General features: G+C 71.8%; 23 protein-coding genes. 14 read left to right on the top strand and 9 right to left on the bottom strand.

Annotated features, from left to right (window positions below; genetic code table 11):
* Positions 1 to 14 precede the first annotated feature (14 nt).
* Positions 15 to 1928: an AMP-dependent synthetase/ligase gene (locus ACFVZW_RS31050; protein WP_384528279.1), complete on the top strand. Its 1914-nt coding sequence runs from the start codon at positions 15 to 17 to the stop codon at positions 1926 to 1928.
* Positions 1929 to 1956: 28 nt separating this feature from the next.
* Here ACFVZW_RS31050 and ACFVZW_RS31045 read toward each other — a convergent pair whose 3' ends face one another.
* Positions 1957 to 3015, bottom strand: coding sequence for an ATP-dependent DNA ligase (locus tag ACFVZW_RS31045; RefSeq protein WP_384528276.1), 1059 nt, complete (start codon positions 3013 to 3015; stop codon positions 1957 to 1959).
* A gap of 52 nt (positions 3016 to 3067) precedes the next feature.
* Here ACFVZW_RS31045 and ligD point away from each other — a divergent pair, with 52 nt between their 5' ends.
* The 3 genes from ligD to ACFVZW_RS31030 all read left to right on the top strand — a co-directional run bounded on the left by ligD (position 3068) and on the right by ACFVZW_RS31030 (position 6014).
* On the top strand, positions 3068 to 4090 hold the full coding sequence (gene ligD / locus ACFVZW_RS31040) for a non-homologous end-joining DNA ligase (RefSeq protein ID WP_384528273.1): 1023 nt from the start codon (positions 3068 to 3070) through the stop codon (positions 4088 to 4090).
* A gap of 96 nt (positions 4091 to 4186) precedes the next feature.
* A complete protein-coding gene (locus ACFVZW_RS31035; RefSeq protein WP_384528270.1) occupies positions 4187 to 4447 on the top strand; it encodes a WhiB family transcriptional regulator in 261 nt (86 codons plus the stop codon).
* 235 nt (positions 4448 to 4682) lie between these two features.
* A complete protein-coding gene (locus ACFVZW_RS31030) occupies positions 4683 to 6014 on the top strand; it encodes an SDR family NAD(P)-dependent oxidoreductase (protein ID WP_384528268.1) in 1332 nt (443 codons plus the stop codon).
* Between the two features lie 75 nt (positions 6015 to 6089).
* On the opposite strand, the gene ACFVZW_RS31025 is transcribed toward ACFVZW_RS31030, so the two are convergent.
* The 4 genes from ACFVZW_RS31025 to ACFVZW_RS31010 all read right to left on the bottom strand — a co-directional run bounded on the left by ACFVZW_RS31025 (position 6090) and on the right by ACFVZW_RS31010 (position 10188).
* Complete coding sequence (locus tag ACFVZW_RS31025) at positions 6090 to 7064, bottom strand: acyl-ACP desaturase (protein ID WP_384528265.1); 975 nt, start codon at positions 7062 to 7064, stop codon at positions 6090 to 6092.
* 204 nt (positions 7065 to 7268) lie between these two features.
* Complete coding sequence (locus ACFVZW_RS31020; RefSeq protein ID WP_384528262.1) at positions 7269 to 8927, bottom strand: ABC-F family ATP-binding cassette domain-containing protein; 1659 nt, start codon at positions 8925 to 8927, stop codon at positions 7269 to 7271.
* Positions 8928 to 9190: 263 nt separating this feature from the next.
* Positions 9191 to 9607, bottom strand: coding sequence for an SsgA family sporulation/cell division regulator (locus ACFVZW_RS31015; protein ID WP_384528260.1), 417 nt, complete (start codon positions 9605 to 9607; stop codon positions 9191 to 9193).
* A 125-nt stretch (positions 9608 to 9732) separates the two neighbouring features.
* Positions 9733 to 10188, bottom strand: coding sequence for a (4Fe-4S)-binding protein (locus ACFVZW_RS31010; RefSeq protein ID WP_384528257.1), 456 nt, complete (start codon positions 10186 to 10188; stop codon positions 9733 to 9735).
* Positions 10189 to 10263: 75 nt separating this feature from the next.
* Here ACFVZW_RS31010 and ACFVZW_RS31005 point away from each other — a divergent pair, with 75 nt between their 5' ends.
* A complete protein-coding gene (locus ACFVZW_RS31005; RefSeq protein WP_384528254.1) occupies positions 10264 to 11349 on the top strand; it encodes a WD40/YVTN/BNR-like repeat-containing protein in 1086 nt (361 codons plus the stop codon).
* Positions 11350 to 11362: 13 nt separating this feature from the next.
* On the opposite strand, the gene ACFVZW_RS31000 is transcribed toward ACFVZW_RS31005, so the two are convergent.
* Positions 11363 to 11662, bottom strand: a complete 300-nt coding sequence (locus ACFVZW_RS31000; RefSeq protein WP_384528252.1) for a YciI family protein — start codon at positions 11660 to 11662, stop codon at positions 11363 to 11365.
* An 85-nt stretch (positions 11663 to 11747) separates the two neighbouring features.
* On the opposite strand from ACFVZW_RS31000, the gene ACFVZW_RS30995 reads away from it, so the two are divergent.
* The 3 genes from ACFVZW_RS30995 to ACFVZW_RS30985 all read left to right on the top strand — a co-directional run bounded on the left by ACFVZW_RS30995 (position 11748) and on the right by ACFVZW_RS30985 (position 13138).
* Positions 11748 to 12455, top strand: coding sequence for an endonuclease V (locus ACFVZW_RS30995; protein ID WP_384528249.1), 708 nt, complete (start codon positions 11748 to 11750; stop codon positions 12453 to 12455).
* A 177-nt stretch (positions 12456 to 12632) separates the two neighbouring features.
* A complete protein-coding gene (mmpA, locus tag ACFVZW_RS30990; RefSeq protein ID WP_384528246.1) occupies positions 12633 to 12767 on the top strand; it encodes a morphogenic membrane protein MmpA in 135 nt (44 codons plus the stop codon).
* Positions 12764 to 13138: a VOC family protein gene (locus ACFVZW_RS30985; RefSeq protein WP_384528243.1), complete on the top strand. Its 375-nt coding sequence runs from the start codon at positions 12764 to 12766 to the stop codon at positions 13136 to 13138. The genes mmpA and ACFVZW_RS30985 overlap by 4 nt, the downstream gene beginning before the upstream one ends.
* Before the next feature lie 30 nt (positions 13139 to 13168).
* Here ACFVZW_RS30985 and ACFVZW_RS30980 read toward each other — a convergent pair whose 3' ends face one another.
* Together ACFVZW_RS30980 and ACFVZW_RS30975 are read right to left on the bottom strand one after the other, a co-directional pair.
* Positions 13169 to 14374 carry a saccharopine dehydrogenase family protein gene (locus tag ACFVZW_RS30980; protein WP_384528240.1) on the bottom strand — a complete coding sequence of 402 codons (1206 nt, stop codon included), beginning with the start codon at positions 14372 to 14374 and terminating at the stop codon, positions 13169 to 13171.
* Between the two features lie 70 nt (positions 14375 to 14444).
* On the bottom strand, positions 14445 to 14954 hold the full coding sequence (locus ACFVZW_RS30975; RefSeq protein WP_384528237.1) for a hypothetical protein: 510 nt from the start codon (positions 14952 to 14954) through the stop codon (positions 14445 to 14447).
* A gap of 153 nt (positions 14955 to 15107) precedes the next feature.
* On the opposite strand from ACFVZW_RS30975, the gene ACFVZW_RS30970 reads away from it, so the two are divergent.
* From ACFVZW_RS30970 to ACFVZW_RS30955, 4 genes are read left to right on the top strand one after another with little or no spacing between them, the layout of a single operon-like run.
* A complete protein-coding gene (locus tag ACFVZW_RS30970) occupies positions 15108 to 16265 on the top strand; it encodes a CaiB/BaiF CoA transferase family protein (RefSeq protein ID WP_384528234.1) in 1158 nt (385 codons plus the stop codon).
* Entirely contained in the window at positions 16262 to 17404 is a 1143-nt protein-coding gene (locus ACFVZW_RS30965; protein ID WP_384528231.1) for an acyl-CoA dehydrogenase family protein, read from the top strand. The genes ACFVZW_RS30970 and ACFVZW_RS30965 overlap by 4 nt, the downstream gene beginning before the upstream one ends.
* A 34-nt stretch (positions 17405 to 17438) precedes the next feature.
* Positions 17439 to 18653, top strand: a complete 1215-nt coding sequence (locus tag ACFVZW_RS30960) for an acetyl-CoA C-acetyltransferase (protein WP_384528228.1) — start codon at positions 17439 to 17441, stop codon at positions 18651 to 18653.
* 34 nt (positions 18654 to 18687) lie between these two features.
* Positions 18688 to 20874: a 3-hydroxyacyl-CoA dehydrogenase NAD-binding domain-containing protein gene (locus ACFVZW_RS30955; protein WP_384528225.1), complete on the top strand. Its 2187-nt coding sequence runs from the start codon at positions 18688 to 18690 to the stop codon at positions 20872 to 20874.
* A gap of 2 nt (positions 20875 to 20876) precedes the next feature.
* Here ACFVZW_RS30955 and ACFVZW_RS30950 read toward each other — a convergent pair whose 3' ends face one another.
* Positions 20877 to 21611 (bottom strand): MerR family transcriptional regulator, encoded by a 735-nt coding sequence (locus ACFVZW_RS30950; protein ID WP_384528223.1) that lies wholly within the window; start codon positions 21609 to 21611, stop codon positions 20877 to 20879.
* 116 nt (positions 21612 to 21727) lie between these two features.
* On the opposite strand from ACFVZW_RS30950, the gene ACFVZW_RS30945 reads away from it, so the two are divergent.
* Together ACFVZW_RS30945 and ACFVZW_RS30940 are read left to right on the top strand one after the other, a co-directional pair.
* Entirely contained in the window at positions 21728 to 22210 is a 483-nt protein-coding gene (locus tag ACFVZW_RS30945; RefSeq protein WP_384528220.1) for a macro domain-containing protein, read from the top strand.
* A gap of 104 nt (positions 22211 to 22314) precedes the next feature.
* Positions 22315 to 22791, top strand: coding sequence for a hypothetical protein (locus ACFVZW_RS30940; protein ID WP_384528217.1), 477 nt, complete (start codon positions 22315 to 22317; stop codon positions 22789 to 22791).
* Positions 22792 to 22839 lie beyond the last annotated feature (48 nt).

Raw genomic sequence — 22839 nt, 5'->3', positions numbered from 1 at the left:
AACAGGAGCCCGCCATGGGCGTACGCAAGGATCTGAAGCAGGCCAAGAGGCGCAGCGACCTCCTCGACCGCTTCCCGGTCGAGCTCGTGCGCGAGAACGGTGTCGTGCGCGAGGCGCGCACGCCTCTCCCGGACGGGCCGCCGCCGACCGGTACGCCCGCGGACATCCCGTTCGTCAACGCCGCCGATGACCCCGGCTCGATCGTCATACGCCGCAGACACCAAGGGAGTTGGCGGTCCGTCACCGCGGCCGAGTTCGCCGGCGACGTCCAGGCCGCCGCGAAGGGGCTGATCGCCGCGGGGGTGGAGCCCGGCGGACGGGTCGTGCTGATGGCGCGCACGAGTTACGAATGGTGCGTACTCGACTTCGCCATCTGGGCCGCCGGCGGGCAGACCGTCCCCGTCTACCCCACCTCCTCGGCCGAACAGATCGCCTGGATCCTCCAGGACTCCGCCGCCCGCCACGCCGTCACCGAGACCGCCGAGCACACCGCCGCCCTCCTCGAAGCCGCCACGACGCTCCCCGAACCGGTCCGGAGCTGGGAGATCGCCTCCGGTGGAGTGGAGGAACTCGCGGGCGCCGGCACGGAGTTGCCGGACGAAGAGGTGGTCAAACGCCGCGCGGCGCTCACACCGGACACCGTCGCCACCGTCTGCTACACCTCCGGCACCACCGGCCGACCCAAGGGATGCGTGCTCACCCACGGCAATCTCCACACGGAAGCGGCCGGCACGGTGGAGCTGCTGCACCCGGTCTTCAAGGAGGTCACCGGTCAGGCGGCCTCGACGGTCCTCTTCCTGCCGCTCGCCCACATCCTCGGACGCGCCATCCAGGTCGCCTGCCTCATGGCCCGGATCGAGATAGGTCACTTTCCCAGCATCAAGCCGGACGAACTGCGGCCCCAACTACGGCAGTTCCGGCCCACCTTCCTCGTCGGGGTGCCGTACCTCTTCGAGAAGATCCACGACACCGGGCGGGCCACCGCCGAGAAGCTCGGGCGCGGCTCGTCCTTCGACCGCGCCGACTCCATCGCCGTACGCTTCGGAGAGGCGGCGCTGCGCCGTCTCCTGGACGAGGGCCGCCGCCCCGGACCCGGGCTGACGGCCGCCTGGGCGCTCTACGACCTCCTCGTCTACCGTCGTATCCGCAAGGAGCTCGGCGGGAACCTGCGGTACGCCATCAGCGGCGGCTCCCCGCTCGACCGGCGGCTCAACCTCTTCTTCTACGCCGCCGGGGTGCTCGTCTACGAGGGCTACGGCCTCACCGAGACGACCGCGGCCGCCACCGTCACCCCGCCCCTGCGGCCCCGCCCCGGCACCGTCGGGCGGCCCGTCCCCGGCATCGCGATCCGTATCGCCGACGGCGGGGAGGTGCTGATCAAGGGCGGCATCGTCTTCGCCGCGTACTGGAACAACCCCGACGCCACCGAGGAGGTGCTGCGGGACGGCTGGTTCGCCACCGGCGATCTCGGCGCCCTCGACGACGACGGCTATCTCGCCATCACCGGCCGCAAGAAGGACATCCTGATCACCTCGGGCGGCAAGAACGTGTCCCCGGCGGTCCTCGAGGACCGGCTGCGCAGCCGCCCGCCGGTCGGGCAGTGCCTGGTCGTCGGCGACAACCGCCCGTACATCGCCGCGATCGTCACCCTCGACCCCGAGGCGGTCGGGCACTGGCTGGCCGTGCGCAAACGGCCCGGGGACACCCCGATGGCCGCGCTCTGCGAGGATCCCGAGCTGGTCGCCGACGTCCAGAAGGCCGTCGACTACACCAACCAGGCCGTCTCCCGGGCCGAGTCGATCCGCAGGTTCCGCCTCGTGCCCGGGGAGTTCACCGAGGAGAACGGGATGCTCACGCCGTCGCTCAAGGTCAAGCGGCATGCGGTGGCGGCGGCGTACGCGGCCGAGATCGAGGCGCTGTACCGCTGACCGCTGGGGGGCGCGGTGCCGCCGCCGGCTAGGCCAGCACCTCGGAGAGGTCGTACGAGACCGGCTCCTCCAGCTGCGTGTACCCGCACGACTCCGGCGCGCGGTCCGGCCGCCACCGCTTGAACTGGGCCGTGTGCCGGAACCGGTCGCCCTCCATGTGGTCGTATCCCACCTCGCAGACCCGCTCCGGTCGCAGCGCCACCCAGGAGAGGTCCTTCTTCCCCGACCAGCGGCTCGGCGCGCCCGGCAGCCGTGCCCCCGCATGCGCGGCCTCCTCCGCCCAGGCCGCCCACGGGTGCCCGTCGGGCGGGTCCATCCGCAGCGGCTCCAGCTCGGCGACCAGTTCCTCGCGGCGCCTGGCGGTGAAGGCGGCGCAGACCCCGACGTGCTGGAGCGTGCCGCCCTCGTCGTACAGCCCGAGCAGGAGGGAGCCGACGACGGGCCCGCTCTTGTGGAAGCGGTACCCGGCCACGACCACATCGGCGGTCCGCTCGTGCTTGATCTTGTACATCAGCCGGGCGTCCGGCCGGTACGGAAGATCCAGCGGTTTGGCGATCACACCGTCCAGTCCCGCGCCCTCGTACTGCTCGAACCAGCGCGCCGCGACCTCCGGGTCGGTCGTCGCCGGCGCCAGATGGACGGGGGCGTCGACCCCGCGCAGGGCTTCCTCCAGGGCGGCCCGGCGGTCGGTGAGCGGGGTGTCGAGGAGGGAGTCGTCGCCGAGGGCGAGCAGGTCGAAGGCGATGAACCGGGCCGGGGTCTTCTCGGCCAGCATCCGCACGCGCGATTCGGCCGGGTGGATCCGCTCGGTGAGCCGGTCGAAGTCGAGCCGCCCGCCGTGCTCGATCACGATCTCGCCGTCGACCACACAGCGCTGCGGGAGCCGGGGCAGCAGGGCCTCGACCAGTTCGGGGAAGTAGCGGGTCAGCGGCTTGCCCGTACGGCTGCCGATGACGAGGTCCGGGCCGTCGCGGTGCACGATGGCGCGGAAGCCGTCCCATTTCGCCTCGTACTGCATCCCCGGGGGGATCTTCTTCACGGCCTTGGCCAGCATCGGCTTCACGGGCGGCATCACCGGCAGATCCATGGACTGATTGTCCGGTATGCGGGGAATGTCGGCGAGCCCTACGCTGGCTCGCATGGCGAGCAAGGCGGCAGCGGTGGAACTGGAAGTCGGTGAGCGGACCGTACGCGTGTCCAATCCGGACAAGGTGTACTTCCCCGAACCCGGCTACACCAAGCTCGACATGGTCAGCTACTACCTGGCCGTCGGGGACGGCATCACACGCGCGCTGCGCGACCGTCCCACGACCCTGGAGCGCTACCCCGACGGAGTGACGGGCGAGTCCTTCTTCCAGAAGCGCGCCCCCAAGTACCTCCCGGAGTGGATCCCCACCGCGCACATCACCTTCCCCAGCGGCCGGTCCGCCGACGAGATGTGCCCGACCGAGCCCGCGGCCGTGCTGTGGGCCGCCAACCTCGGCGCGGTCACCTTCCACCCCTGGCCGGTACGGCGCGAGGACACCGACCACCCCGACGAGCTCCGCATCGACCTCGACCCGCAGCCGGGCACGGACTACGTCGACGCGGTCCGTGCCGCGCACGAGCTGCGCGCCGTGCTCGACGAGCACGGGCTGCGCGGCTGGCCCAAGACCTCGGGCGGGCGCGGCCTGCACGTCTTCGTGCCCATCGAGCCGAACTGGACCTTCACCCAGGTCCGCCGCGCGGCCATCGCCTGCGGGCGCGAGCTGGAACGGCGGATGCCGGACCGCGTGACGATGAAGTGGTGGAAGGAGGAGCGCGGCGAGAAGATCTTCGTCGACTACAACCAGACGGCCCGCGACCGCACGATCGCCTCCGCCTACTCCGTACGGCCCCGCCCCCATGCCCCGGTCTCCGCCCCGCTGAATTGGGACGAGATCGACGACGCGACGCCGCTGGACTTCGACATCAGGACGATGCCGACCCGGTTCGCCGAACTGGGCGACGTCCACGCCGACATGGACGACGAGCGCTTCAGCCTGGAGAGCCTCCTGGAGCTGGCCCGCCGCGACGAGGCGGACCACGGCCTCGGCGACCTGCCGTATCCGCCGGAGTACCCGAAGATGCCGGGGGAGCCGAAGCGGGTGCAGCCGAGCCGGGCGAAGAAGGACGACGGCTGACACGAGGCACCGCGCGAGGAGTCGGCGTGGTGCTCGGCGCGCCGCATTGATCGAACGTTGATGGGGCGTTTACGGCCACGGGGCAACGTGTCGGCCATGCAGACCGACACCACCGCCGTACTGAATGCCCAGGCCCCCGACATGTCCTGGCAGGAGAACGCCCTGTGCGCCCAGGCGGGCCCCGAATTCTTCTTCCCGGCCCCCGGCTCCTCCACCCGCGAGGCGAAGCTGCTGTGCGGCGCATGCGAGGGGCGGGTGCAGTGCCTGGAGTACGCGCTGGACCACGACGAGCGGTTCGGGGTGTGGGGCGGGCTCTCGGAGAAGGAGCGGGGGCGGCTGAAGCGGCGCCAGGGGTGAGCCGGTGCGGGGGCGTCGGAACGTGAGGTCCGGATACCGGCCGCTCCGGGCCGGGCCGCTGTGCTCGGCGAGCGGCGTGGCAGCAGGCCGGGCGTCCGACGCGGTCGCGGCGAGCACCGCGTCGAACCAGGCGCGCCGTCGCCACACCGGCTCCCGCCACCTCGGTTCCTCCGGCGCCGGCCGCGGCGATAACCGGATGCCGACCCCGGTCCGCGCTCACTACGATCAAGGACCCATGGACCAGGAACTCGCCGCCTTCGAGCGCACGATCGCCAGGCTGCGCAGCCTGCCCCTCGGCGACCCCGACCGGATGCGCGGCGAGGCGCTCGCCGCCACCTTCGCCCGCGAGAGCCGCAACAAGCGCCGCAAGGCCCGCCGCGCCGCACAGGCCGCCGCCGATGCCGCCCTGACCGCGCGCACCGCGACCGGGGCCCTCGACCGGCGCGAGGACGCCCCCCTGGCGGTCGCGGGGGCCACGTCGCCCGGCGAGTTCCTCAAGAGCCACAACTGCTATGTCTGCAAGTCGTCCTATCGACAGGCCGATGCCTTCTACCACCGGCTCTGTCCGCCCTGCGCCGCCGACAACACCGCCCGTCGCGCCCTGACCACCGACCTCACCGGTCGCCGGGTCCTGCTCACCGGCGGGCGCGTCAAGATCGGGTTCCAGCTGGCGCTGATGATGCTCCGCGACGGCGCCGAGGTGCTCGTCACCAGCCGCTTCCCGCACGACACCCTGCGCCGCTTCCGTGCCGCCGAGGGCAGTGAGCGGTGGCTGGAGCGGCTCACCGTCGTCGCCATCGACCTGCGCGACCCGCGCCAGGTCCTCGGCCTCTGCGAGCGGCTGCATACGGAGGGGCGGCCGCTGGACATACTCGTCAACAACGCCGCCCAGACGATACGCCGGCCCCCGGAGTCGTACGCCCTGCTCGCGGCGGGGGAGCGCGAGGCGCTCCCGGAGGGCGTCATCCCCGCGCCGGGGTACGAGACCGCCGAGACCGTCCCCGTCCTCGCCGCGCTGGAGCCGGACCAGCTCGTCCCGCCGGACGAGCAGCCCGACGAGGCCGGGCTGCTCCCCGATCCCTCGGCCCGGAACTCCTGGTCCGTACGGCTCGGCGAGCTCGACGCCGCCGAGCTCCTGGAGGCCCAGCTCGTCAACGCCGTCGCGCCGACCCTGCTCTGCGACCGGCTGCTGCCGCTGCTGCTCGCCTCGCCGCGCCCGCGCCGCTACATCGTGAACGTGTCCGCCGTCGAGGGGCGCTTCGCCGTGCGGAACAAGACGGGCGGCCATCCCCATACGAACATGGCGAAGGCCGCCCTCAACATGCTCACGCGCACCAGCGCCGGCGAGCTGGCGGAGCAGGGCGTGCACATGTGCAGCGTGGACACGGGCTGGATCACGGACGAGAACCCGGCGCCGCGCAAGGCACGGATAGCCGCCGTGGGCATCCGGACGCCGCTCGACGTCGTCGACGGCGCCGCCCGGATCTACGACCCGATCGTGCGCGGCGAGGCCGGGGAGCCCGTCACGGGCGTCTTCCTCAAGGACTACCGGGAAGCCGCCTGGTAGCCGGTCGGCCCGCCGCAAGCGCGTAGGCGACCGCCCCGCGGGCCTGCCGGTCGGTCCGCCGAGCCGGTCGGCCGGTCAGCCCGCCTTGCGGGCCTCCATGCGCGCCTTGCGGGCGGCGAGCTTCTCGTCGAACTTCGAGGCCTCGCTGTCGAGGCCGTTCATGTACAGCCCCAGCTCCTCCTGGGCCTTCAGGCCCTCCGGGCCCAGGCCGTCGATCTGGAGGACCCTGAGGAAGCGGAGCACCGGCTGGAGCACGTCGTCGTGGTGGATGCGCATGTTGTAGATCTCGCCGATCGCCATCTGCGCCGCCGCCCGCTCGAACCCGGGCATGCCGTGTCCGGGCATCCGGAAGTTCACGACGACGTCCCGCACGGCCTCCATGGTCAGGTCGGGGGCGATCTCGAAGGCCGCGCCCAGCAGGTTGCGGTAGAAGACCATGTGCAGGTTCTCGTCGGTGGCGATGCGGGCCAGCATCCGGTCGCACACGGGGTCGCCGGACTGGTGCCCGGTGTTCCGGTGCGAGATGCGGGTGGCGAGCTCCTGGAAGGCGACGTACGCGACCGAGTGCAGCATCGAGTGCCGGTTGTCGGACTCGAAGCCCTCGCTCATGTGCGCCATCCGGAACTGCTCCAGCTTGTCCGGGTCGACCGCGCGCGAGGCCAGGAGGTAGTCGCGCATCACGATGCCGTGGCGGCCCTCCTCGGCGGTCCAGCGGTGCACCCAGGTGCCCCACGCGCCGTCGCGGCCGAAGAGGCTGGCGATCTCGTGGTGGTAGCTGGGGAGGTTGTCCTCGGTGAGCAGGTTCACCACGAGGGCGATCTTGCCGATCTCGGTGACCTTGGACTGGGACGGCTCCCACGCCTCGCCGTCCTCGAAGAAGCCCGGGAAGTTCCGGCCGTCGGACCAGGGCACGTACTCGTGCGGCATCCAGTCCTTGGTGACCTTGAGGTGCCGGTTGAGCTCCTTCTCCACCACCTCTTCCAGCGCGTAGAGCAGCCGCGCGTCGGTCCACCCTGTCGAGCTGCCGAGGTGGGGAGAGGTGAGCGTCACTGGGACTCCTGGGGACGGAGAAGGGTATACGGAATTACCTACGGATTCGTAGGTTACGAGACCGTAGGTTAAGGCTCCGTAAGGCGTCGGCCAAGCCCGTCTCGGCGATGTCCGGTTACGTTCCGCTATGTGCGCTGCTGATGGGCGCGGACGGAGAGGCAGGTCACGCACTCGGCATGCCCTGCCGTCCGCGATCACGGCTACTCAGAGCAGATGGTCGGTCTTGTCCACCGGTGCCCCCTCCAGTACCGCCTCCGGCGTCGTCGGCAACAGCTCACCGTCGAGCAGCAGCCAGCGGGTGATCCCCAGCGACTCCAGGAACGGAACGTCGTGGCTCACCACGATCAGCGCGCCCTCGTACGCCTCCAGCGCCGCCGTCAGCTTCCGGACGGAGGCGATGTCCAGGTTGTTGGTCGGCTCGTCCAGCATCAGCAGCTGCGGAGCGGGCTCGGCGAGCAGCAGCGCCGCCAGGGTCGCCCGGAACCGCTCCCCGCCCGACAGCGTCCCGGCGGCCTGATCCGCCCGCCCGCCCCGGAAGAGGAAGCGCGCGAGCCGCGCCCTGATCGTGTTCGCCGTCGCCGAGGGTGCGAACCGGGCGACGTTCTCCACCAGGCTGAGCTCCTCGTCGAGGACGTCGAGTCGCTGCGGCAGGTAGCGCAGCGGCACGTGCGTCACCACCTCGCCCGACAGCGGCTCCAGTTCACCGGCGATCGTCCGGAGCAACGTCGACTTGCCGGCCCCGTTCCGGCCCACGAGCGCGATCCGCTCCGGTCCGCGCAGCTCGAACTCGCCGCCCACACGGGCTCCGTAGCGCAACTCCAGCTCGCGCAGCGACAGCACGCCCCGGCCCGGATGGACCGTGGTGCGCGGCAGTTCGATCCGGATCTCGTCATCGTCCCGCACCGCCTCCACCGCCGCGTCCAGTCGCACCCTCGCCTCGGCCAGCCGCTCGGAGTGCAGGGCCCGGTGCTTGCCCGCCGACACCTGGGCCTCGCTCTTGCGGTTGTTGGCCACGATCTTCGGGACCACCTTGTTCGCGGCGCTCTTCTGGGCGTAGCGCTTGCGCCGAGCCAACTTCTGCTGAGCGTCGGAGAGTTCACGCTTCTGCCGCTGAACGTCGGCCTCGGCCACCCGCACCATCCGCTCGGCCGCCTCCTGTTCGGCGGCGAGCGCCTCCTCGTACGCCGAGTAGGCGCCGCCGTACCAGCCGACCTCGCCGTCCCGCAGGTCGGCGATCTGGTCGACCCGCTCCAGGAGTTCGCGGTCGTGGCTGACCACGACGAGCACTCCTGACCAGGCGTCCACCGCCTCGTAGAGCCGGCGACGGGCGTACAGGTCGAGGTTGTTGGTCGGCTCGTCGAGCAGCAGGATGTCGGGCCGGGCGAGCAGCAGCGCGGCGAGCCGCAGCAGGACCGACTCGCCGCCCGACACCTCGCCGATGGTCCGGTCGAGCCCGATGTGGCCGAGCCCGAGCTGGTCGAGCGTGGCGCGGGCCCGCTCCTCCACGTCCCAGTCGTCGCCGACGGCCGCGAAGTTCTCCTCGGAAGGATCACCCGCCTCGATGGCATGCAGCGCGGCGCGGGTGGTGGCGATCCCGAGCGCCTCGTCGACCCGGAGCGTGGTGTCGAGGGAGATGTTCTGCGGGAGGTAGCCGACCTCGCCGACCGTGCGGACCGTGCCGGCGGTGGGCGTCAGCTCACCCGCGACGAGCTTGAGGAGTGTGGACTTGCCCGATCCGTTGAGGCCGATCAGGCCCGTTCTGCCGGGGCCGACCGCGAGCCGGAAGTCGTCGAGGACCTCGGTGCCGTCGGGCCAGGAGAAGGAGAGAGAGGAGCAGGTGATGAACGTGGGATGGGTCGCCATGGGGGCCTCCCGGTTGCAAGAGCGTGGGCTGGGGCAACGGGTGAGACACCGGGGGCGCGGGCAGGCACAAGAGCTCGTACGCCGAGGTCGAAGACGGCACACGCGGCGGCAAGGGGCACGCGCGGCACGGTGTCTCGAAACCTCAGACGAGCAACGGCCTTCTCCGATCGGGCGACAACAGGGCCAGGTCAGGACGGTACGCCGTGCGTCGAGCGGGAGACAAACGAATTACGGGCGGTGCCCGGGACGACGGAGAAGGCTGCTCAGGCGTAGTCGTCGAGCAGTTCGGCCAGGTCCTGGTCCCAGTCCAGGTACTGGTGCTCGCGGCCGACCGGCACCAGGTGCTGCGACCGCTTGAGGAACTGCCGCAGTTCGGCCGTGCGGACATGCACCACGGCCACGCCCTCGGGCGCGTGGAACTCGACGACGGTGCGGTCGTAGCCGTACGGGCGGACACGGACGTCCCCCAGCCCGGCCGGGCCGTCCACACCCTCCGTCAGCAGCTCGCGCGAGAACGCCCACGACACCTCGACGCCTTCCAGCGTCGCGGGCGGCGGGAACGCCATGCTCACCGCGTAAGGATCCTCACGGTCGTACCGCAGCGTGGCGGGGACGGTTTCCATCCGGGGGGCGGATGCGACCAGACGGGCCTGAACGGCCTGCTCGATGACGGTGGACAAGGCCAGCTCCTGTCGCGCGGCTTCGGTTCCTGACGTCTCCCTGACACAAGGAAGGACGAACGATCGGGCCCGAACGTGCACTGGTGGAGGACGTGAGCTGTGTCACCGTTGTTCACCTGGGCGTTTCATCTCGATTCGGCGGGGCGGTCGACCGGGTCGTCGGTCGGCGGCGCCGCGCAGGGCCCCGAGTGGTCGCAGTACGGCTGGTTCCCGGACGCCCCGCAGCCGCAGAGCATCACGCGCGTCTCGTGCCGTACGCCCAGCTCACCGGCGACCGAGAGGTCGCCGCGGACCACGAGCTGGCCGGCCGGGCTCCGGCGCACGGTCGTGGGGGAGTCCGGCGGCTCGGCGGAGCCGTCGGCGGGGTGGTACTGCAGCGCGCCGGAGGGGCAGCGGCGGACGACTTCGGCGACCAGCGCGGCGTCGGCGCCGTCGGGCCGGATCCACGGACGTTTCTCCACGTCGAAGACCGTCGGCAGGCCCCGCACGCACTCGGCCGCATGCAGACATCGGCGCGGTTCGAAGGTGACGGTGATGCCTTCGCCCGCGTACTCCTTGAGCTTCGGCTTCTCGTCGGTCATGCCGTCCAGCCTAGGAAGGAGGGAGGCGCGACGCACTCTGGACGGGATCACCGGGGTGGACTAGCTTCCGGCGCCATGACGTCCATGGGGAAGACGAGACGAATGTTGTCGGTGGGCCTGAGCGGGGCGGTGCTCGCCCTGGCGGCCCTGGCGATGCCGGCGGGACCGGCGCAGGGCGCGTCGCACGGGGTGTCCTGGCAGCTCACCGAGACCGGAACGGACGCCCGGTTCCGAGGGCTCGCGGCGGTCGACCGTCGGACGGCCTGGGCCGCGGGCTCCCAGGGGACGGTGCTGCGGACCACGGACGGCGGCCGGAGCTGGCGGAACGTCTCGCCGCCCGGGGCGGCGGAGCTGGAGCTGCGCGACGTGGAGGCCTTCGACGCCCGGCGCGCGGTGGTCCTCGCCATCGGCGAGGGGGAGGCGTCGCGGGTGCTGCGCACCGACGACGGCGGCGCGACCTGGACCGAGTCGTTCCGCAACACCGACCCGCGGGCGTTCTACGACTGCATGACCTTCTTCGACCACCGGCACGGTCTCGCCATGAGCGATCCCGTGGACGGGAAGTACGGGATCCTCTCCACGCGGGACGGCGGCCGTACGTGGGAGGTGCTGCCGGACGCCGGGATGCCGGCCGCGCTGCCGGGCGAGGCGGGGTTCGCGGCGAGCGGTCAGTGCCTGGTCTCCTCCGGACCGAAGGACGTCTGGCTGGCGACCGGCGGCGGGGCCACGGCGCGCGTGCTGCACTCCGGCGACCGGGGCCTGACCTGGACCGCCGCCGAATCCACGATCCCCGCGGGCGACCCGGCGCGCGGAGTCTTCGGGCTCGCGTTCCGCGACCGTACGCACGGGATCGCGGTGGGCGGCGACTACCGCAAGGACCAGCCGTCCCCGCGGGCGGCCGCGGTCACCGGAAACGGCGGGCGCGGCTGGCATGCCGCCTCCGCCCCGCCGCCCGCGTACCGCTCGGGCGTCGCCTGGCTCCCGCACAGCCGGACGGCCGCGCTCGCCGTCGGCCCCACGGGCACGGACCTGACGACGGACGGCGGACGCACCTGGCGCACCGTCGACGCCGGCTCGTACGACACCGTCGACTGCACAGGGGACGGCGCGTGCTGGGCCTCCGGCGAGAAGGGCAGGATCGCCCGCCTCGGCGGCCGTTGAAACACGGCCAAGGCTAGGAAGGGAGCTGCTCCCGGTACGGGGCGAGCGCGTCGGCCGTCTTGGTCGCGTAGAACTCGGTGATCCGGTACGCGCAGACGCCCTCGGCGCTGAAGGGGTCGGCCGCGGCGATCTTCTCGATCTCCGTGCGGTCGACCCCGGCGGCGAGGATCACACCGCCGTCGCGCGGGTTCTTCCGCCCCGAGGCGATGAAGACGCCGGCCGCGTACTGCGCGTCGAGCCACTCGATGTGGGCGTCGAGCAGCGCGTCGACCCGCTCGACGGGAGCGGTGTAGGTCAATTCCAGAACGAACATGATCGCCAGGCTACCGGCGAGCGCGAACGCGGTGGGAAAACCGTTCGCCTGGCGGACGCAGGGGCGCCGTAGGCTGGCCGTCACCATGAAGATCATCGACATTCCCGCGGGCTGGCCCGCCGACGAGACCGCCGCCCGCGCCGTGCAGGGGGAGCTGCGTGGACGCCTCGTGCTCGACGAGCCGGGCCCGGAGCCCGGCACGGGGCATGTCACGGGTCTGGACGTGGCGTACGACGACGAGCGCGATCTCGTCGCCGCGGCGGCCGTGGTGCTCGACGCCCGGACGCTCGACGTGGTGGAGGAGGCCACGGCGGTCGGCCGGGTCTCGTTCCCCTATGTCCCGGGGCTGCTCGCCTTCCGCGAGATCCCGACGGTCCTCGCCGCGCTCGCCTCGCTGGAGACCGACCCCGGTCTGCTCGTCTGCGACGGCTACGGTCTCGCCCACCCGCGCCGCTTCGGTCTCGCGAGCCATCTCGGAGTGCTCAGCGGGCGACCGTCGATCGGCGTCGCGAAGAACCCGTTCACCTTCACGTACGACCACCCCGGCGCCGAGCGGGGCGACTCCAGCCCGCTCGTGGCCGGTGACGAGGAGGTCGGCCGCGCGCTGCGCACCCAGGCCGGCGTGAAGCCCGTCTTCGTCTCCGTCGGCCACCGCGTCTCCCTGGACAACGCCTGCGCCCACACCCTCCTCCTCGCCCCGCGCTACCGCATCCCCGAGACCACCCGCCACGCCGACTCCCTCTGTCGCCGCGCCCTGAAGGAGGCCCTCGGGGGAGCGCCGCGCGCGAGTTGATCCCGGAGGCGAATGACCCGGCCGCGGCCCGGACCGTGCCTCCGCACGGCCGGCACCCCGCCGTCCCACCTGGGCCTGGGCCCTCGTCGGAGGTGAGCACGAGTGGCAGCGGATCGTGGACGACCTGAGTACGAGTACGGATGGCGGGCCGCGATCATGGGCGGCAGAGTGGGGTTCATGACAACCCCCGTTCCCACCCCGTCGCGTCCTGTCGAACGCGGCACGAACGCGACCCTCGCCGTCGCCGGGCTCGTCGCCCTGGCGTGGGTCTGCGCCATGACCCATGTGCTCGCGGGCTGGGTGATCGCGTGATCGGCACCCTGCAGTGCGTCGTGCTCGACTGTACGGACGTGCTCGAACTGGCCGGGTTCTACCAGCAGTTGCTCGGTGGCGAGATCAACCGCCCCGACCCGCAGTGGGCCGTCAACGACAGCTGGGCCACCCTGCACGACGCCTCGGGCGCGCCGGTGCTCGCCTTCCAGGGGGTGGCCGACCACCGACCGCCGGTCTGGGGCGCGCCCGAGCAGCAGTTCCACCTGGACGTACGGGTCGCCGACCTGGAGGCCGCCCACCACGCCGTGCTGGCGCTCGGGGCGTGGCAGCTCGACGACGGGGACGGCGACCGGGGGTGGCGGATCTACGCCGACCCGGCCGGCCATCCCTTCTGTCTCGTACGGCACTGAGCCCGGTCCCCTACGGGACCGGGTCCGGCGTCAGCCCTCGTACGCCACCCGGAAGCGGATGCCCGCCGCCCGCAGCCGGTCGAGGAGCGCGTCGCCCATCGCCACCGCCGTCGTGACCTGCCCGGAGGTCTTCGGCAGGTCGTCGAAGGCGAGGCTCAGGGCCGATTCGGCGAGCATCTTCGCCGTCTCGTCGTACCCCGGGTCGCCGCCCGACACCTCGGTGAACACCCGCCGCCCGCCGCCCTCGCCGACGAACCGCACGGAGAACCAGCTGCGTGCCCGCCGCTCCGCGCTGGGACCGTCGCCCGGCTCGTAACGCTCCATCAGCCAGCGGCGCACGGGCGCGAGTTGAGCCGCCACGACACCGGTTCCGATCGCGGCGGTGCCGCCGAGCGCCATCGGCAGCGTCTTCACCGAGGCGTAGTGCCGGTAGCGGAAGTCCGGGCCGTAGGACTCCAGCGCGCGGGCCGACCGCGCCACCACCTGCGGATCTATCGTCGGCAGGGGCAGCGCCCACGTGCCGGTCTCCCGGCTGAAGCGCGGCGCGCCCAGCGGCGCGCGCGCCCGTCGGCCCACCAACCGGGGTTCGTGCAGGCGTCGTTCGTGCGCCGCGCGCTGGATCTCCCGGCCGCGTCCCATCGCGGTCAGGGCCGAGGCGAACGTCCCGCCCGAGAAGACCGCCCCCGCGCGGACGAATCCGTCGACCCGCAGCGGCACGTCCTTCGGCAGTTGCCGGACGGTGAAGTAGACGCCGAGATCGTGCGGTACGGAGTCGAAGCCGCATGCGTGGACGATCCGGGCGCCGGTCTCGCGGGCCCGGGCGTCGTGCCGTACGTACATCAGGTCGACGAACTCGGACTCTCCGGTCAGGTCCACATAGTCCGTGCCGGCCTCCGCGCAGGCGGCCACCAGGCCCTCGCCGTACCAGACGTAGGGGCCGACCGTGGTGGCCACCACCCGGGTGGAACCCGCCAGTTCGCGTACGGCATCCGTGTCGGCGGAGTCCGCGACCAGCAGCGGCAGCTCCGCACACCGTGGCCATCGGGCGGCCAGCTTGTCCCGCAGGGATTCCAGCTTGGCGCGGCTGCGTCCGGCGAGCGCCCACCGGCAGTCGGCCGGTGCGTGTGCGGCCAGATACTCCGCGGTGAGCTCGCCCACGAACCCCGTCGCCCCGAACAGGACCACGTCGTGCGGCCGCTCCGCCGTCTCCCGCCTCGTGCCGTTCCCGGTCTCCATCCAGCCCCTCGCCTTCGCCTTCGGCTTCCCCTGAGAGCGCGGAGCCTAGCGGTACCTTCCGCGGGCTCCGTCAGCGGTGGTCGTCGGGGTGGTCCTGCATCCAGGTGTTGATCCGGTCCCGCGTGCCGATCAGCAGGGTCTGGTGCTTCTTCAGGTTCGCGTAGGAGCGGTCGCCGGCCGGCGTGGTCCGCAGTTCCTCGATCCAGGCGATCGGCCCGGGGAAGTGGCCGGGGCCCTTCGGGTCCGCCTTCATGGCGGCGTCGAGCTCCTGGAGCTCGTCGTGGAAGCGGCCGAGGAAGTAGGCGCAGTCGGAGTCGCAGCTGCCGTCGAACGTGGCCTGCAGACCGGCGAAGGCGTCCCTGACCTGGACGGGCGCGACGGACGGGCTCTCGCCGTCCTCGGGGAGACCGTCCCCGGCCCGCGTGCCGTCGTCCGCGCCGGCGCCGGCGAGCGGGGCCGAGGTCGGTGTCGTGGCGGCACCGTTCTCCGACTGCTCCACGGTCGAGGAGCAGGAGATCAGCAGGGTGGCCGCGAGCGGCACCGCGAGCACGGCGGTCAGGGCGCCTTTCGGTAGGGACATGGCAGGACCCTACTGGCGCAAGATCCGGATCTTCCGCTTCCGCCGACTGAATTTCCAAGCGCTTGCTCGGCCGGGGGGCTTGTGCGGAGTGGAACGCGTTCCTAGCATCACTGGTGTTACATCATTGGTGTCACACACGGTCCTGGGGGCTCGATGGCAGCGCAGGCGAACGGTGGGAACGGCCCGCTCTCCGGGGTGCGCGTGGTCGAGCTGGCGGGCATCGGGCCCGGCCCGTTCGCCGCCATGCTCCTGGCCGACCTCGGCGCCGACGTCGTACGGATCGACCGGCCCGGCGGCCCCGGACTGGGCATCGACCCCGCGTACGACCTCACCAACCGCAACAAGCGCTCCGTCCTGGTCGACCTCAAGGCCGAAGGCGGCCCCGCCACGGTCCTCGACCTGGTCGAACGCGCCGACATCCTCGTCGAGGGGTACCGGCCCGGTGTCGCCGAACGCCTCGGCGTCGGCCCGGACGCCTGCCTCGCCCGCAACCCGAAGCTCGTCTACGGCCGGATGACCGGCTGGGGCCAGGACGGGCCGCTCGCCACGAGCGCCGGACACGACATCGCGTACATCGCGATCACCGGCACCCTCGGCATGATCGGCCCCGACCCGGACGGCCCGCCCACCGTCCCCGCCAACCTCGTCGGCGACTACGCGGGCGGCTCGCTCTACCTCGTCGTCGGCGTCCTCGCCGCCCTCCAGCACGCGCGCACGCACGGCGAGGGCCAGGTCGTCGACGCGGCCATCGTCGACGGCGCCGCCCACCTCGCCACCATGATCCACGGCATGGTGGCGGCCGGCGGCTGGCAGGACCGCCGGGGCGTCAACCTGCTGGACGGCGGCTGCCCCTTCTACGGCACCTACGAGACCTCCGACGGGGGGTACATGGCCGTCGGAGCCCTGGAGCAGCAGTTCTACGAGGAGTTCACGCGCCTGCTCGGCATCGAGGACGTCGCCCCCGCCCGTAAGGACTTCGGTCGCTGGGACGAGCTGCGCGCCGCCGTCGCCGACCGCTTCCGCACCCGTACCCGCGAGGAGTGGACGGCCGTCTTCGAGGGGACGGACGCCTGCGTGGCGCCGGTCCTCTCGATGCGCGAGGCCCCCGCCCACCCCCATCTCGCCGCCCGGGGCACCTTCGTCGAGCACTCCGGCTTCACCCAGCCCGCACCCGCGCCCCGGTTCTCCGTCACCCCGGGCGCCGTCCGCACCGCACCCGCCACACCCGGCGCCGACACCGACGAGGTCGCCCGGGACTGGGCCGTACCCTCCCTCACCCTCGCCGTAGCCCCTCAGGAGCCCGAAGCATGAAGCGTCAGCTCTACACCGCCGACCACGAAGCGTTCCGCGAGACCGTCCGCACCTTCCTCGCCAAGGAGGTGCTGCCCCACTACGAGCAGTGGGAGAAGGACGGCATCGTCGCGCGCGGGGCCTGGCGCGCCGCCGGACGCCAGGGGCTGCTCGGCCTCGCCGTCGACGAGGAGCACGGAGGCGGCGGCAACGCCGACTTCCGCTACAGCGCCGTGCTCGCCGAGGAGTTCACCCGCGCCGGCGCGCCCGGCATAGCGCTCGGGCTGCACAACGACATCATCGGCCCGTACCTCACCTCCCTGGCCACCGAGGAGCAGAAGCGCCGCTGGCTGCCCGGCTTCTGCTCGGGCGAGCTGATCACCGCCATCGCGATGACCGAGCCCGGTGCCGGCTCCGACCTCCAGGGCATCCGGACCAGCGCCGAGGACCGCGGCGACCACTGGGTGCTCAACGGCTCCAAGACGTTCATCTCCAACGGCATCCTCGCCGACCTGGTGATCGTCGTCGCGAAGACGACCCCCGAGGGCGGCGCGCACGGACTCTCGCTGCTGGTCGTCGAGCGCGGCATGGAGGGCTTCGAGCGCGGCCGCAACCTCGACAAGATCGGGCAGAAGTCGCAGGACACCGCCGAGCTGTTCTTCACCGACGTCCGCGTCCCCAAGGAGAACCTCCTCGGCGAGCTCAACGGCGCCTTCGTCCACCTCATGACCAATCTCGCCCAGGAGCGGATGGCCATCGCCGTGGCCGGCATCGCCGCCGCGGAGCACCTCCTGGAGATCACCACCACCTACGTCAAGGAACGCGAGGCGTTCGGGCGGCCGCTGGCCAAGCTCCAGCACATCCGCTTCGAGATCGCCGAGATGGCCACCGAATGCGCCGTCACCCGGACGTTCCTCGACCGCTGCATCGTCGATCACTCGAACGGGGAACTCGACGCCGTCCACGCCTCGATGGCCAAGTGGTGGGCCACCGAGCTGCAGAAGCGGGTCGCCGACCGCTGTCTGCAACTGCACGGGGGATACGGCTACATGGCCGAATTCCCGGTCGCCAGGGCCTTCACCGACGGCCGCATCCAGACCATCTACGGCGGGACGACCGAGATCATGAAGGAGATCATCGGCCGTTCCCTGCTCGGCTGACCTCCCTGTTGCCCACCCTCCTGAAAGGCTTCTCGTGAGCACCGAAGCGTACGTGTACGACGCGATCCGCACCCCGCGCGGCCGCGGCAAGGCCAACGGCGCCCTGCACGGCACCAAGCCCATCGACCTGGTCGTCGGCCTCATCCACGAGATCCGGGCCCGCTTCCCCGGCCTCGACCCGGCCGCCATCGACGACATCGTCCTCGGCGTCGTCGGCCCGGTCGGCGACCAGGGCTCCGACATCGCCCGGGTCGCCGCGATCGCCGCCGGACTGCCCGACACCGTCGCCGGCGTCCAGGAGAACCGCTTCTGTGCCTCCGGTCTCGAAGCCGTCAACATGGCCGCGATGAAGGTCCGGTCGGGCTGGGAGGACCTCGTCCTCGCCGGTGGCGTCGAGTCCATGTCGCGTGTCCCGATGGCCTCCGACGGCGGCGCCTGGTTCGCCGACCCGATGACCAACTACGAGACCGGCTTCGTCCCCCAGGGCATCGGCGCCGACCTCATCGCCACCATCGAGGGCTTCTCCCGCCGCGACGTCGACGAGTACGCCGCGCTCTCCCAGGAGCGCGCCGCGGCCGCCTGGAAGGACGGCCGCTTCGACCGCTCCGTCGTCCCGGTCAAGGACCGCAACGGGCTGGTCGTCCTCGACCACGACGAGCACATGCGCCCCGGCACCACCGCCGACTCGCTCGCCGCCCTCAAGCCCTCGTTCGCCGCCATCGGCGACATGGGCGGCTTCGACGCCGTCGCGCTGCAGAAATACCACTGGGTCGAGAAGATCGACCACGTCCACCACGCCGGCAACTCCTCCGGCATCGTCGACGGCGCCTCGCTCGTCGCCATCGGCTCCAAGGAGGTCGGCGAGCGCTACGGACTCACCCCGCGCGCCCGGATCGTGGCCGCGGCCGTCTCCGGCTCCGAGCCGACCATCATGCTCACCGGCCCGGCGCCCGCGACCCGCAAGGCGCTCGCCAAGGCCGGCCTGACGATGGACGACATCGACCTCGTCGAGATCAACGAGGCGTTCGCGGGCGTCGTGCTCCGCTTCGTCAAGGACATGGGCATCAGCCTGGACAAGGTCAACGTCAACGGCGGCGCGATCGCGCTCGGCCACCCGCTCGGCGCCACCGGCGCGATGATCCTCGGCACCCTCGTCGACGAGCTGGAGCGCCAGGACAAGCGCTACGGCCTGGCCACGCTGTGCGTCGGCGGCGGCATGGGCATCGCCACGATCGTCGAGCGCGTCTGACCGTCCGTCCCACCAGCCTTACGGAGAAGCAGCAATGAGCCAGAGCACCACCATCCGCTGGGAGCAGGACGAGACCGGCATCGTCACCCTCGTCCTCGACGACCCCAACCAGTCCGCGAACACCATGAACCAGGCGTTCAAGGACTCCATCGCGGCCATCGCCGACCGCGCGGAGGCCGAGAAGGACTCCATCCGCGGCATCATCTACGCCTCCGCCAAGAAGACCTTCTTCGCGGGCGGCGACCTCAAGGACATGATCCGGCTGCGCCCGGAGGACGCGCGGATCGCGTTCGACACCGGCACGGAGATCAAGCGCTCGCTGCGCCGGATCGAGACCCTCGGCAAGCCGGTCGTCGCCGCCATCAACGGTGCGGCGCTCGGCGGCGGTTACGAGATCGCCCTCGCCTCCCACCACCGCGTCGCGCTCGACGCGCCCGGCTCCAAGATCGGCCTGCCCGAGGTCACCCTCGGTCTCCTCCCCGCGGGCGGCGGCGTCACCCGTACCGTTCGTCTCATGGGCATCGCCGACGCCCTGCTCAAGGTGCTCCTCCAGGGCACCCAGTACTCCCCGCGGCGCGCGCTGGAGAACGGCCTGATCCACGAGGTGGCCGCCACGCCCGAGGAGATGCTCGCCAAGGCGCGCGCCTTCATCGACGCGAACCCCGAGTCGCAGCAGCCCTGGGACGTCAAGGGGTACAAGATCCCCGGCGGGACCCCGTCGAACCCGCGGTTCGCCGCCAACCTCCCGGCCTTCCCGGCCAACCTGAAGAAGCAGCTGAACGGCGCCCCCTACCCGGCCCCGCGCAACATCCTCGCGTGCGCCGTCGAAGGCTCCCAGGTCGACTTCGAGACCGCCCTGACCATCGAGGCCCGCTACTTCACCGAGCTGGTCACAGGCCAGACGGCGAAGAACATGATCCAGGCGTTCTTCTTCGACCTCCAGGCCGTCAACTCCGGCGCCAACCGCCCCCAGGGCATCGAGCAGCGCCCCGTCCGCAAGGTCGCCGTCCTCGGCGCGGGCATGATGGGCGCCGGCATCGCCTACTCCTGCGCCCGCGCGGGCATCGAGGTCGTCCTCAAGGACGTCACGGCGGAGGCGGCGCAGCGCGGCAAGGAGTACTCCGAGAAGCTGCTCGCCAAGGCGCTCTCGCGAGGCCGTACGACCGAGGCGAAGCGCGACGAGCTGCTCGCCCGGATCACCACGACCGGCGACCCGGCCGACCTGGCCGGCTGCGACGCCGTGATCGAGGCGGTCTTCGAGGACACCGCGCTCAAGCACAAGGTGTTCGAGGAGATCCAGGACATCGTCGAGCCGGACGCGCTGCTCTGCTCCAACACCTCGACGCTGCCCATCACCGTGCTCGCCGAGGGTGTGGAGCGCCAGGACGACTTCATCGGACTGCACTTCTTCTCGCCGGTCGACAAGATGCCGCTGGTCGAGATCATCAAGGGCGAGCGGACCGGGGACGAGGCGCTGGCGCGCGCCTTCGACCTGGTGCGGCAGATCAACAAGACCCCGATCGTCGTCAACGACTCGCGCGGCTTCTTCACCTCCCGCGTGATCGGGCAGTTCATCAACGAGGGCGTCGCGATGGTCGGCGAGGGTGCCGACCCGGTCTCCGTCGAGCAGGCCGCGGCGCAGGCCGGCTACCCGGCCAAGGTCCTCTCCCTGATGGACGAGCTGACCCTGACCCTGCCCCGCAAGATCCGCAACGAGACCCGGCGCGCGATCGAGGAGGCCGGCGGCACCTGGGCCGGGCACCCCTCGGACGCGGTGATCGACCGGATGGTCGACGAGTTCGGGCGCACGGGACGCAGTGGCGGCGCGGGCTTCTACGAGTACGGCGAGGACGGCAAGCGGGCCGGGCTGTGGTCCGGACTCCGCGAGCACTTCACCCGGCCCGGCGTGGACATCCCCTTCGAGGACATGAAGGAGCGGATGCTCTTCTCGGAGGCGCTGGACTCGGTGCGCTGCCTGGAGGAGAACGTCCTCACCTCGGTCGCCGACGCCAACATCGGCTCCATCATGGGCATCGGCTTCCCCGCGTGGACCGGCGGTGTGCTCCAGTACATCAACGGCTACGAGGGCGGGCTGCCCGGATTCGTGGCACGCGCGCGTGAGCTGGCGGAGAAGTACGGGGACCGCTTCCAGCCGCCCGCGCTCCTGGTGGCGAAGGCCGAGCGGGGCGAGGTGTTCACGGACCAGCCCGTCCAGGGCTGAGGCTAAGGGGTCCTGAAGGCCGTCCGCAGCTCCTCGCTGAGGGAGCGCTGGAAGGCCGTGACGAGGGCCTGGATCACCATCGGCTGCATGTGCGCGGAGAGCGACTTCATGGCGGCGAGGTGGTCCGGGTCCTCGGCGCTCTCCCGGTACGGGTCCCACACCTCGTCCCGGAAGAGCCGGGAGAGCTCCTGTGCGGCGGCGCGGGCGTGCTCCAGGAGGACGGTGCGGGAGGCGAGGATCGTCTCGTGCGCGATGGGCACGTCGAGGAGTTCCACCCCGAGACGCAGCAGCGTCGCGTCGAGCCGGAAGACGTCCGGGTCGGCGGTCTTGTCCAGGACGCCCATGGCGGCGAGCCGGTCGACGTCCGCGTCGGCGAGGGCCCGCCCCGCGCGCCGTTCCAGCTCGCGCCGGGTGATCTCCTCGGCGGACTCGGGGGCCCAGGAGGCGACCAGGGCCCGATGGACGGCGAGGTCCCGCGCGCTGAGGTCGGGCGGCAGCTGGTGCAGATACCGCTCGATGGCCGCGAGCGTCATGCCCTGCCGCTGGAGCTCCTCGATCAGCGCCAGCCGCGAGAGGTGGTCGGGTCCGTAGTGCCCGACCCGTCGCGGCCCGATGGCCGGCGGCGGCAGCAGCCCCTTGGTGCCGTAGAAGCGGACGGTCCGCACGGTGACGCCCGCCCGCGCGGCCAGCTCGTCGACGGTGAACGTCGGCGGCTGCTCCTCGGTCTCGGTGCCCATCTGAGCTGCCTCGCTTCCGGTGCCGTGCCGTTCCCCATCAGTGCAACAGTATTGCTGTCTCACCAGCGTTGTAAAAGCGTTCGGACGTTGTCGGTGGTGCCTCGTACGGTGGGGGCATGTCGGGGATCACGTATGTACGGGGGGACGCCACCGCCCCAGGGGGCAAGGGCGTCAAGATCATCGCGCATGTCTGCAACGACCTGGGCGGCTGGGGCAAGGGCTTCGTCCTGGCGCTGTCGCGCCGCTGGCCGGAGCCGGAGGCGGCCTTCCGCCGCTGGCACCGGGAGCGCGCGCGGAACGACTTCGGGCTGGGAGCGGCCCAGTTCGTACAGGTCGGACCGTATGTCTGGGTGGCCAATCTGGTGGGCCAGCGCGGCATACGGACCGGTCGGAGCACGGGCGTGCCCGTGCGGTACGAGGCGATCGACGCGGCGCTCGGGTTGCTCGCCGACAAGGCGGAGGAGCTGGGGGCGTCCGTGCACATGCCGCGGATCGGGTGCGGTCTGGCCGGCGGGAAGTGGGCACGGGTGGAGCCGCTGATAGCCGAGCGGCTGACGGCGCGGGGGATACCGGTGATGGTGTACGACTTCGAGGCGTAACGGGCCCTAAGGGACTCCGTCCCACCCGGGGCGCGGCATGGCGTGTACCTGCCGCTAGAGTCACGTGCTTGTTCGAATTCGGGGTTGGGTGACTGGGGAGGGTCATGTACACGGAACTCAGGGAGACGGCCACGGAGTTGGCCGCGGTCCTGTGGAAAGAGCACACCGTGTACCGGGAGCGGGGCGGCGGCGTGGTGATCCGCGGCGAGCACGTGGGGCGCTGGATCAGCCTGGCCCCGACCGGTGGCAAGGACCAGGCGCGCCTACGGGCCGGACGCCTCCTCGACGGGGGCACCACCGCGCCGGCCCGTTCGGAGATCGTCGTCGACCTCTCGGTGGGGACGTCGGAGCTGGCCGCGGTCTGCCGCCGCCTGCTCGCCGACGTCGCGGCCGCCGACGCGGCGCCGCCGCGGGCCCGCAGCGAGCGTCCCGGCCGAGCCGCGCGCAACGAGCGCCCGGCCAAGCCGGCCCGCCCGCGCAAGAGCCGCCACACCGGCTTCGGCTCCTGGGTGGTGCTCATCTGTGTGGCGGGGATCGTGGGCCTCTGGGCCTACACCCAGTTCGGCAGGTACGGGTACTAGGACCGGCGTCCGTCGGGCCCCGCGCGGGCCGGCGGGCGCGGGGGGCGC

The organism is Streptomyces sp. NPDC059567 (assembly GCF_042735655.1).
Lineage (GTDB): Bacteria > Actinomycetota > Actinomycetes > Streptomycetales > Streptomycetaceae > Streptomyces.
This window is presented reverse-complemented; position numbering and strand designations above follow the sequence as displayed.

Coding starts and splice junctions, on each gene's coding strand:
- ACFVZW_RS31050 (WP_384528279.1), top strand. CDS start 15: ATGGGCGTACGCAAGGATCTGAAGCAGGCCAAGAGGCGCAGCGACCTC.
- ACFVZW_RS31045 (WP_384528276.1), bottom strand. CDS start 3,015: ATGGATCTGCCGGTGATGCCGCCCGTGAAGCCGATGCTGGCCAAGGCC.
- ligD (WP_384528273.1), top strand. CDS start 3,068: ATGGCGAGCAAGGCGGCAGCGGTGGAACTGGAAGTCGGTGAGCGGACC.
- ACFVZW_RS31035 (WP_384528270.1), top strand. CDS start 4,187: ATGCAGACCGACACCACCGCCGTACTGAATGCCCAGGCCCCCGACATG.
- ACFVZW_RS31030 (WP_384528268.1), top strand. CDS start 4,683: ATGGACCAGGAACTCGCCGCCTTCGAGCGCACGATCGCCAGGCTGCGC.
- ACFVZW_RS31020 (WP_384528262.1), bottom strand. CDS start 8,927: ATGGCGACCCATCCCACGTTCATCACCTGCTCCTCTCTCTCCTTCTCC.
- ACFVZW_RS31010 (WP_384528257.1), bottom strand. CDS start 10,188: ATGACCGACGAGAAGCCGAAGCTCAAGGAGTACGCGGGCGAAGGCATC.
- ACFVZW_RS31005 (WP_384528254.1), top strand. CDS start 10,264: ATGACGTCCATGGGGAAGACGAGACGAATGTTGTCGGTGGGCCTGAGC.
- ACFVZW_RS31000 (WP_384528252.1), bottom strand. CDS start 11,662: ATGTTCGTTCTGGAATTGACCTACACCGCTCCCGTCGAGCGGGTCGAC.
- ACFVZW_RS30995 (WP_384528249.1), top strand. CDS start 11,748: ATGAAGATCATCGACATTCCCGCGGGCTGGCCCGCCGACGAGACCGCC.
- mmpA (WP_384528246.1), top strand. CDS start 12,633: ATGACAACCCCCGTTCCCACCCCGTCGCGTCCTGTCGAACGCGGCACG.
- ACFVZW_RS30980 (WP_384528240.1), bottom strand. CDS start 14,374: ATGGAGACCGGGAACGGCACGAGGCGGGAGACGGCGGAGCGGCCGCAC.
- ACFVZW_RS30975 (WP_384528237.1), bottom strand. CDS start 14,954: ATGTCCCTACCGAAAGGCGCCCTGACCGCCGTGCTCGCGGTGCCGCTC.
- ACFVZW_RS30970 (WP_384528234.1), top strand. CDS start 15,108: ATGGCAGCGCAGGCGAACGGTGGGAACGGCCCGCTCTCCGGGGTGCGC.
- ACFVZW_RS30965 (WP_384528231.1), top strand. CDS start 16,262: ATGAAGCGTCAGCTCTACACCGCCGACCACGAAGCGTTCCGCGAGACC.
- ACFVZW_RS30955 (WP_384528225.1), top strand. CDS start 18,688: ATGAGCCAGAGCACCACCATCCGCTGGGAGCAGGACGAGACCGGCATC.
- ACFVZW_RS30950 (WP_384528223.1), bottom strand. CDS start 21,611: ATGGGCACCGAGACCGAGGAGCAGCCGCCGACGTTCACCGTCGACGAG.
- ACFVZW_RS30945 (WP_384528220.1), top strand. CDS start 21,728: ATGTCGGGGATCACGTATGTACGGGGGGACGCCACCGCCCCAGGGGGC.
- ACFVZW_RS30940 (WP_384528217.1), top strand. CDS start 22,315: ATGTACACGGAACTCAGGGAGACGGCCACGGAGTTGGCCGCGGTCCTG.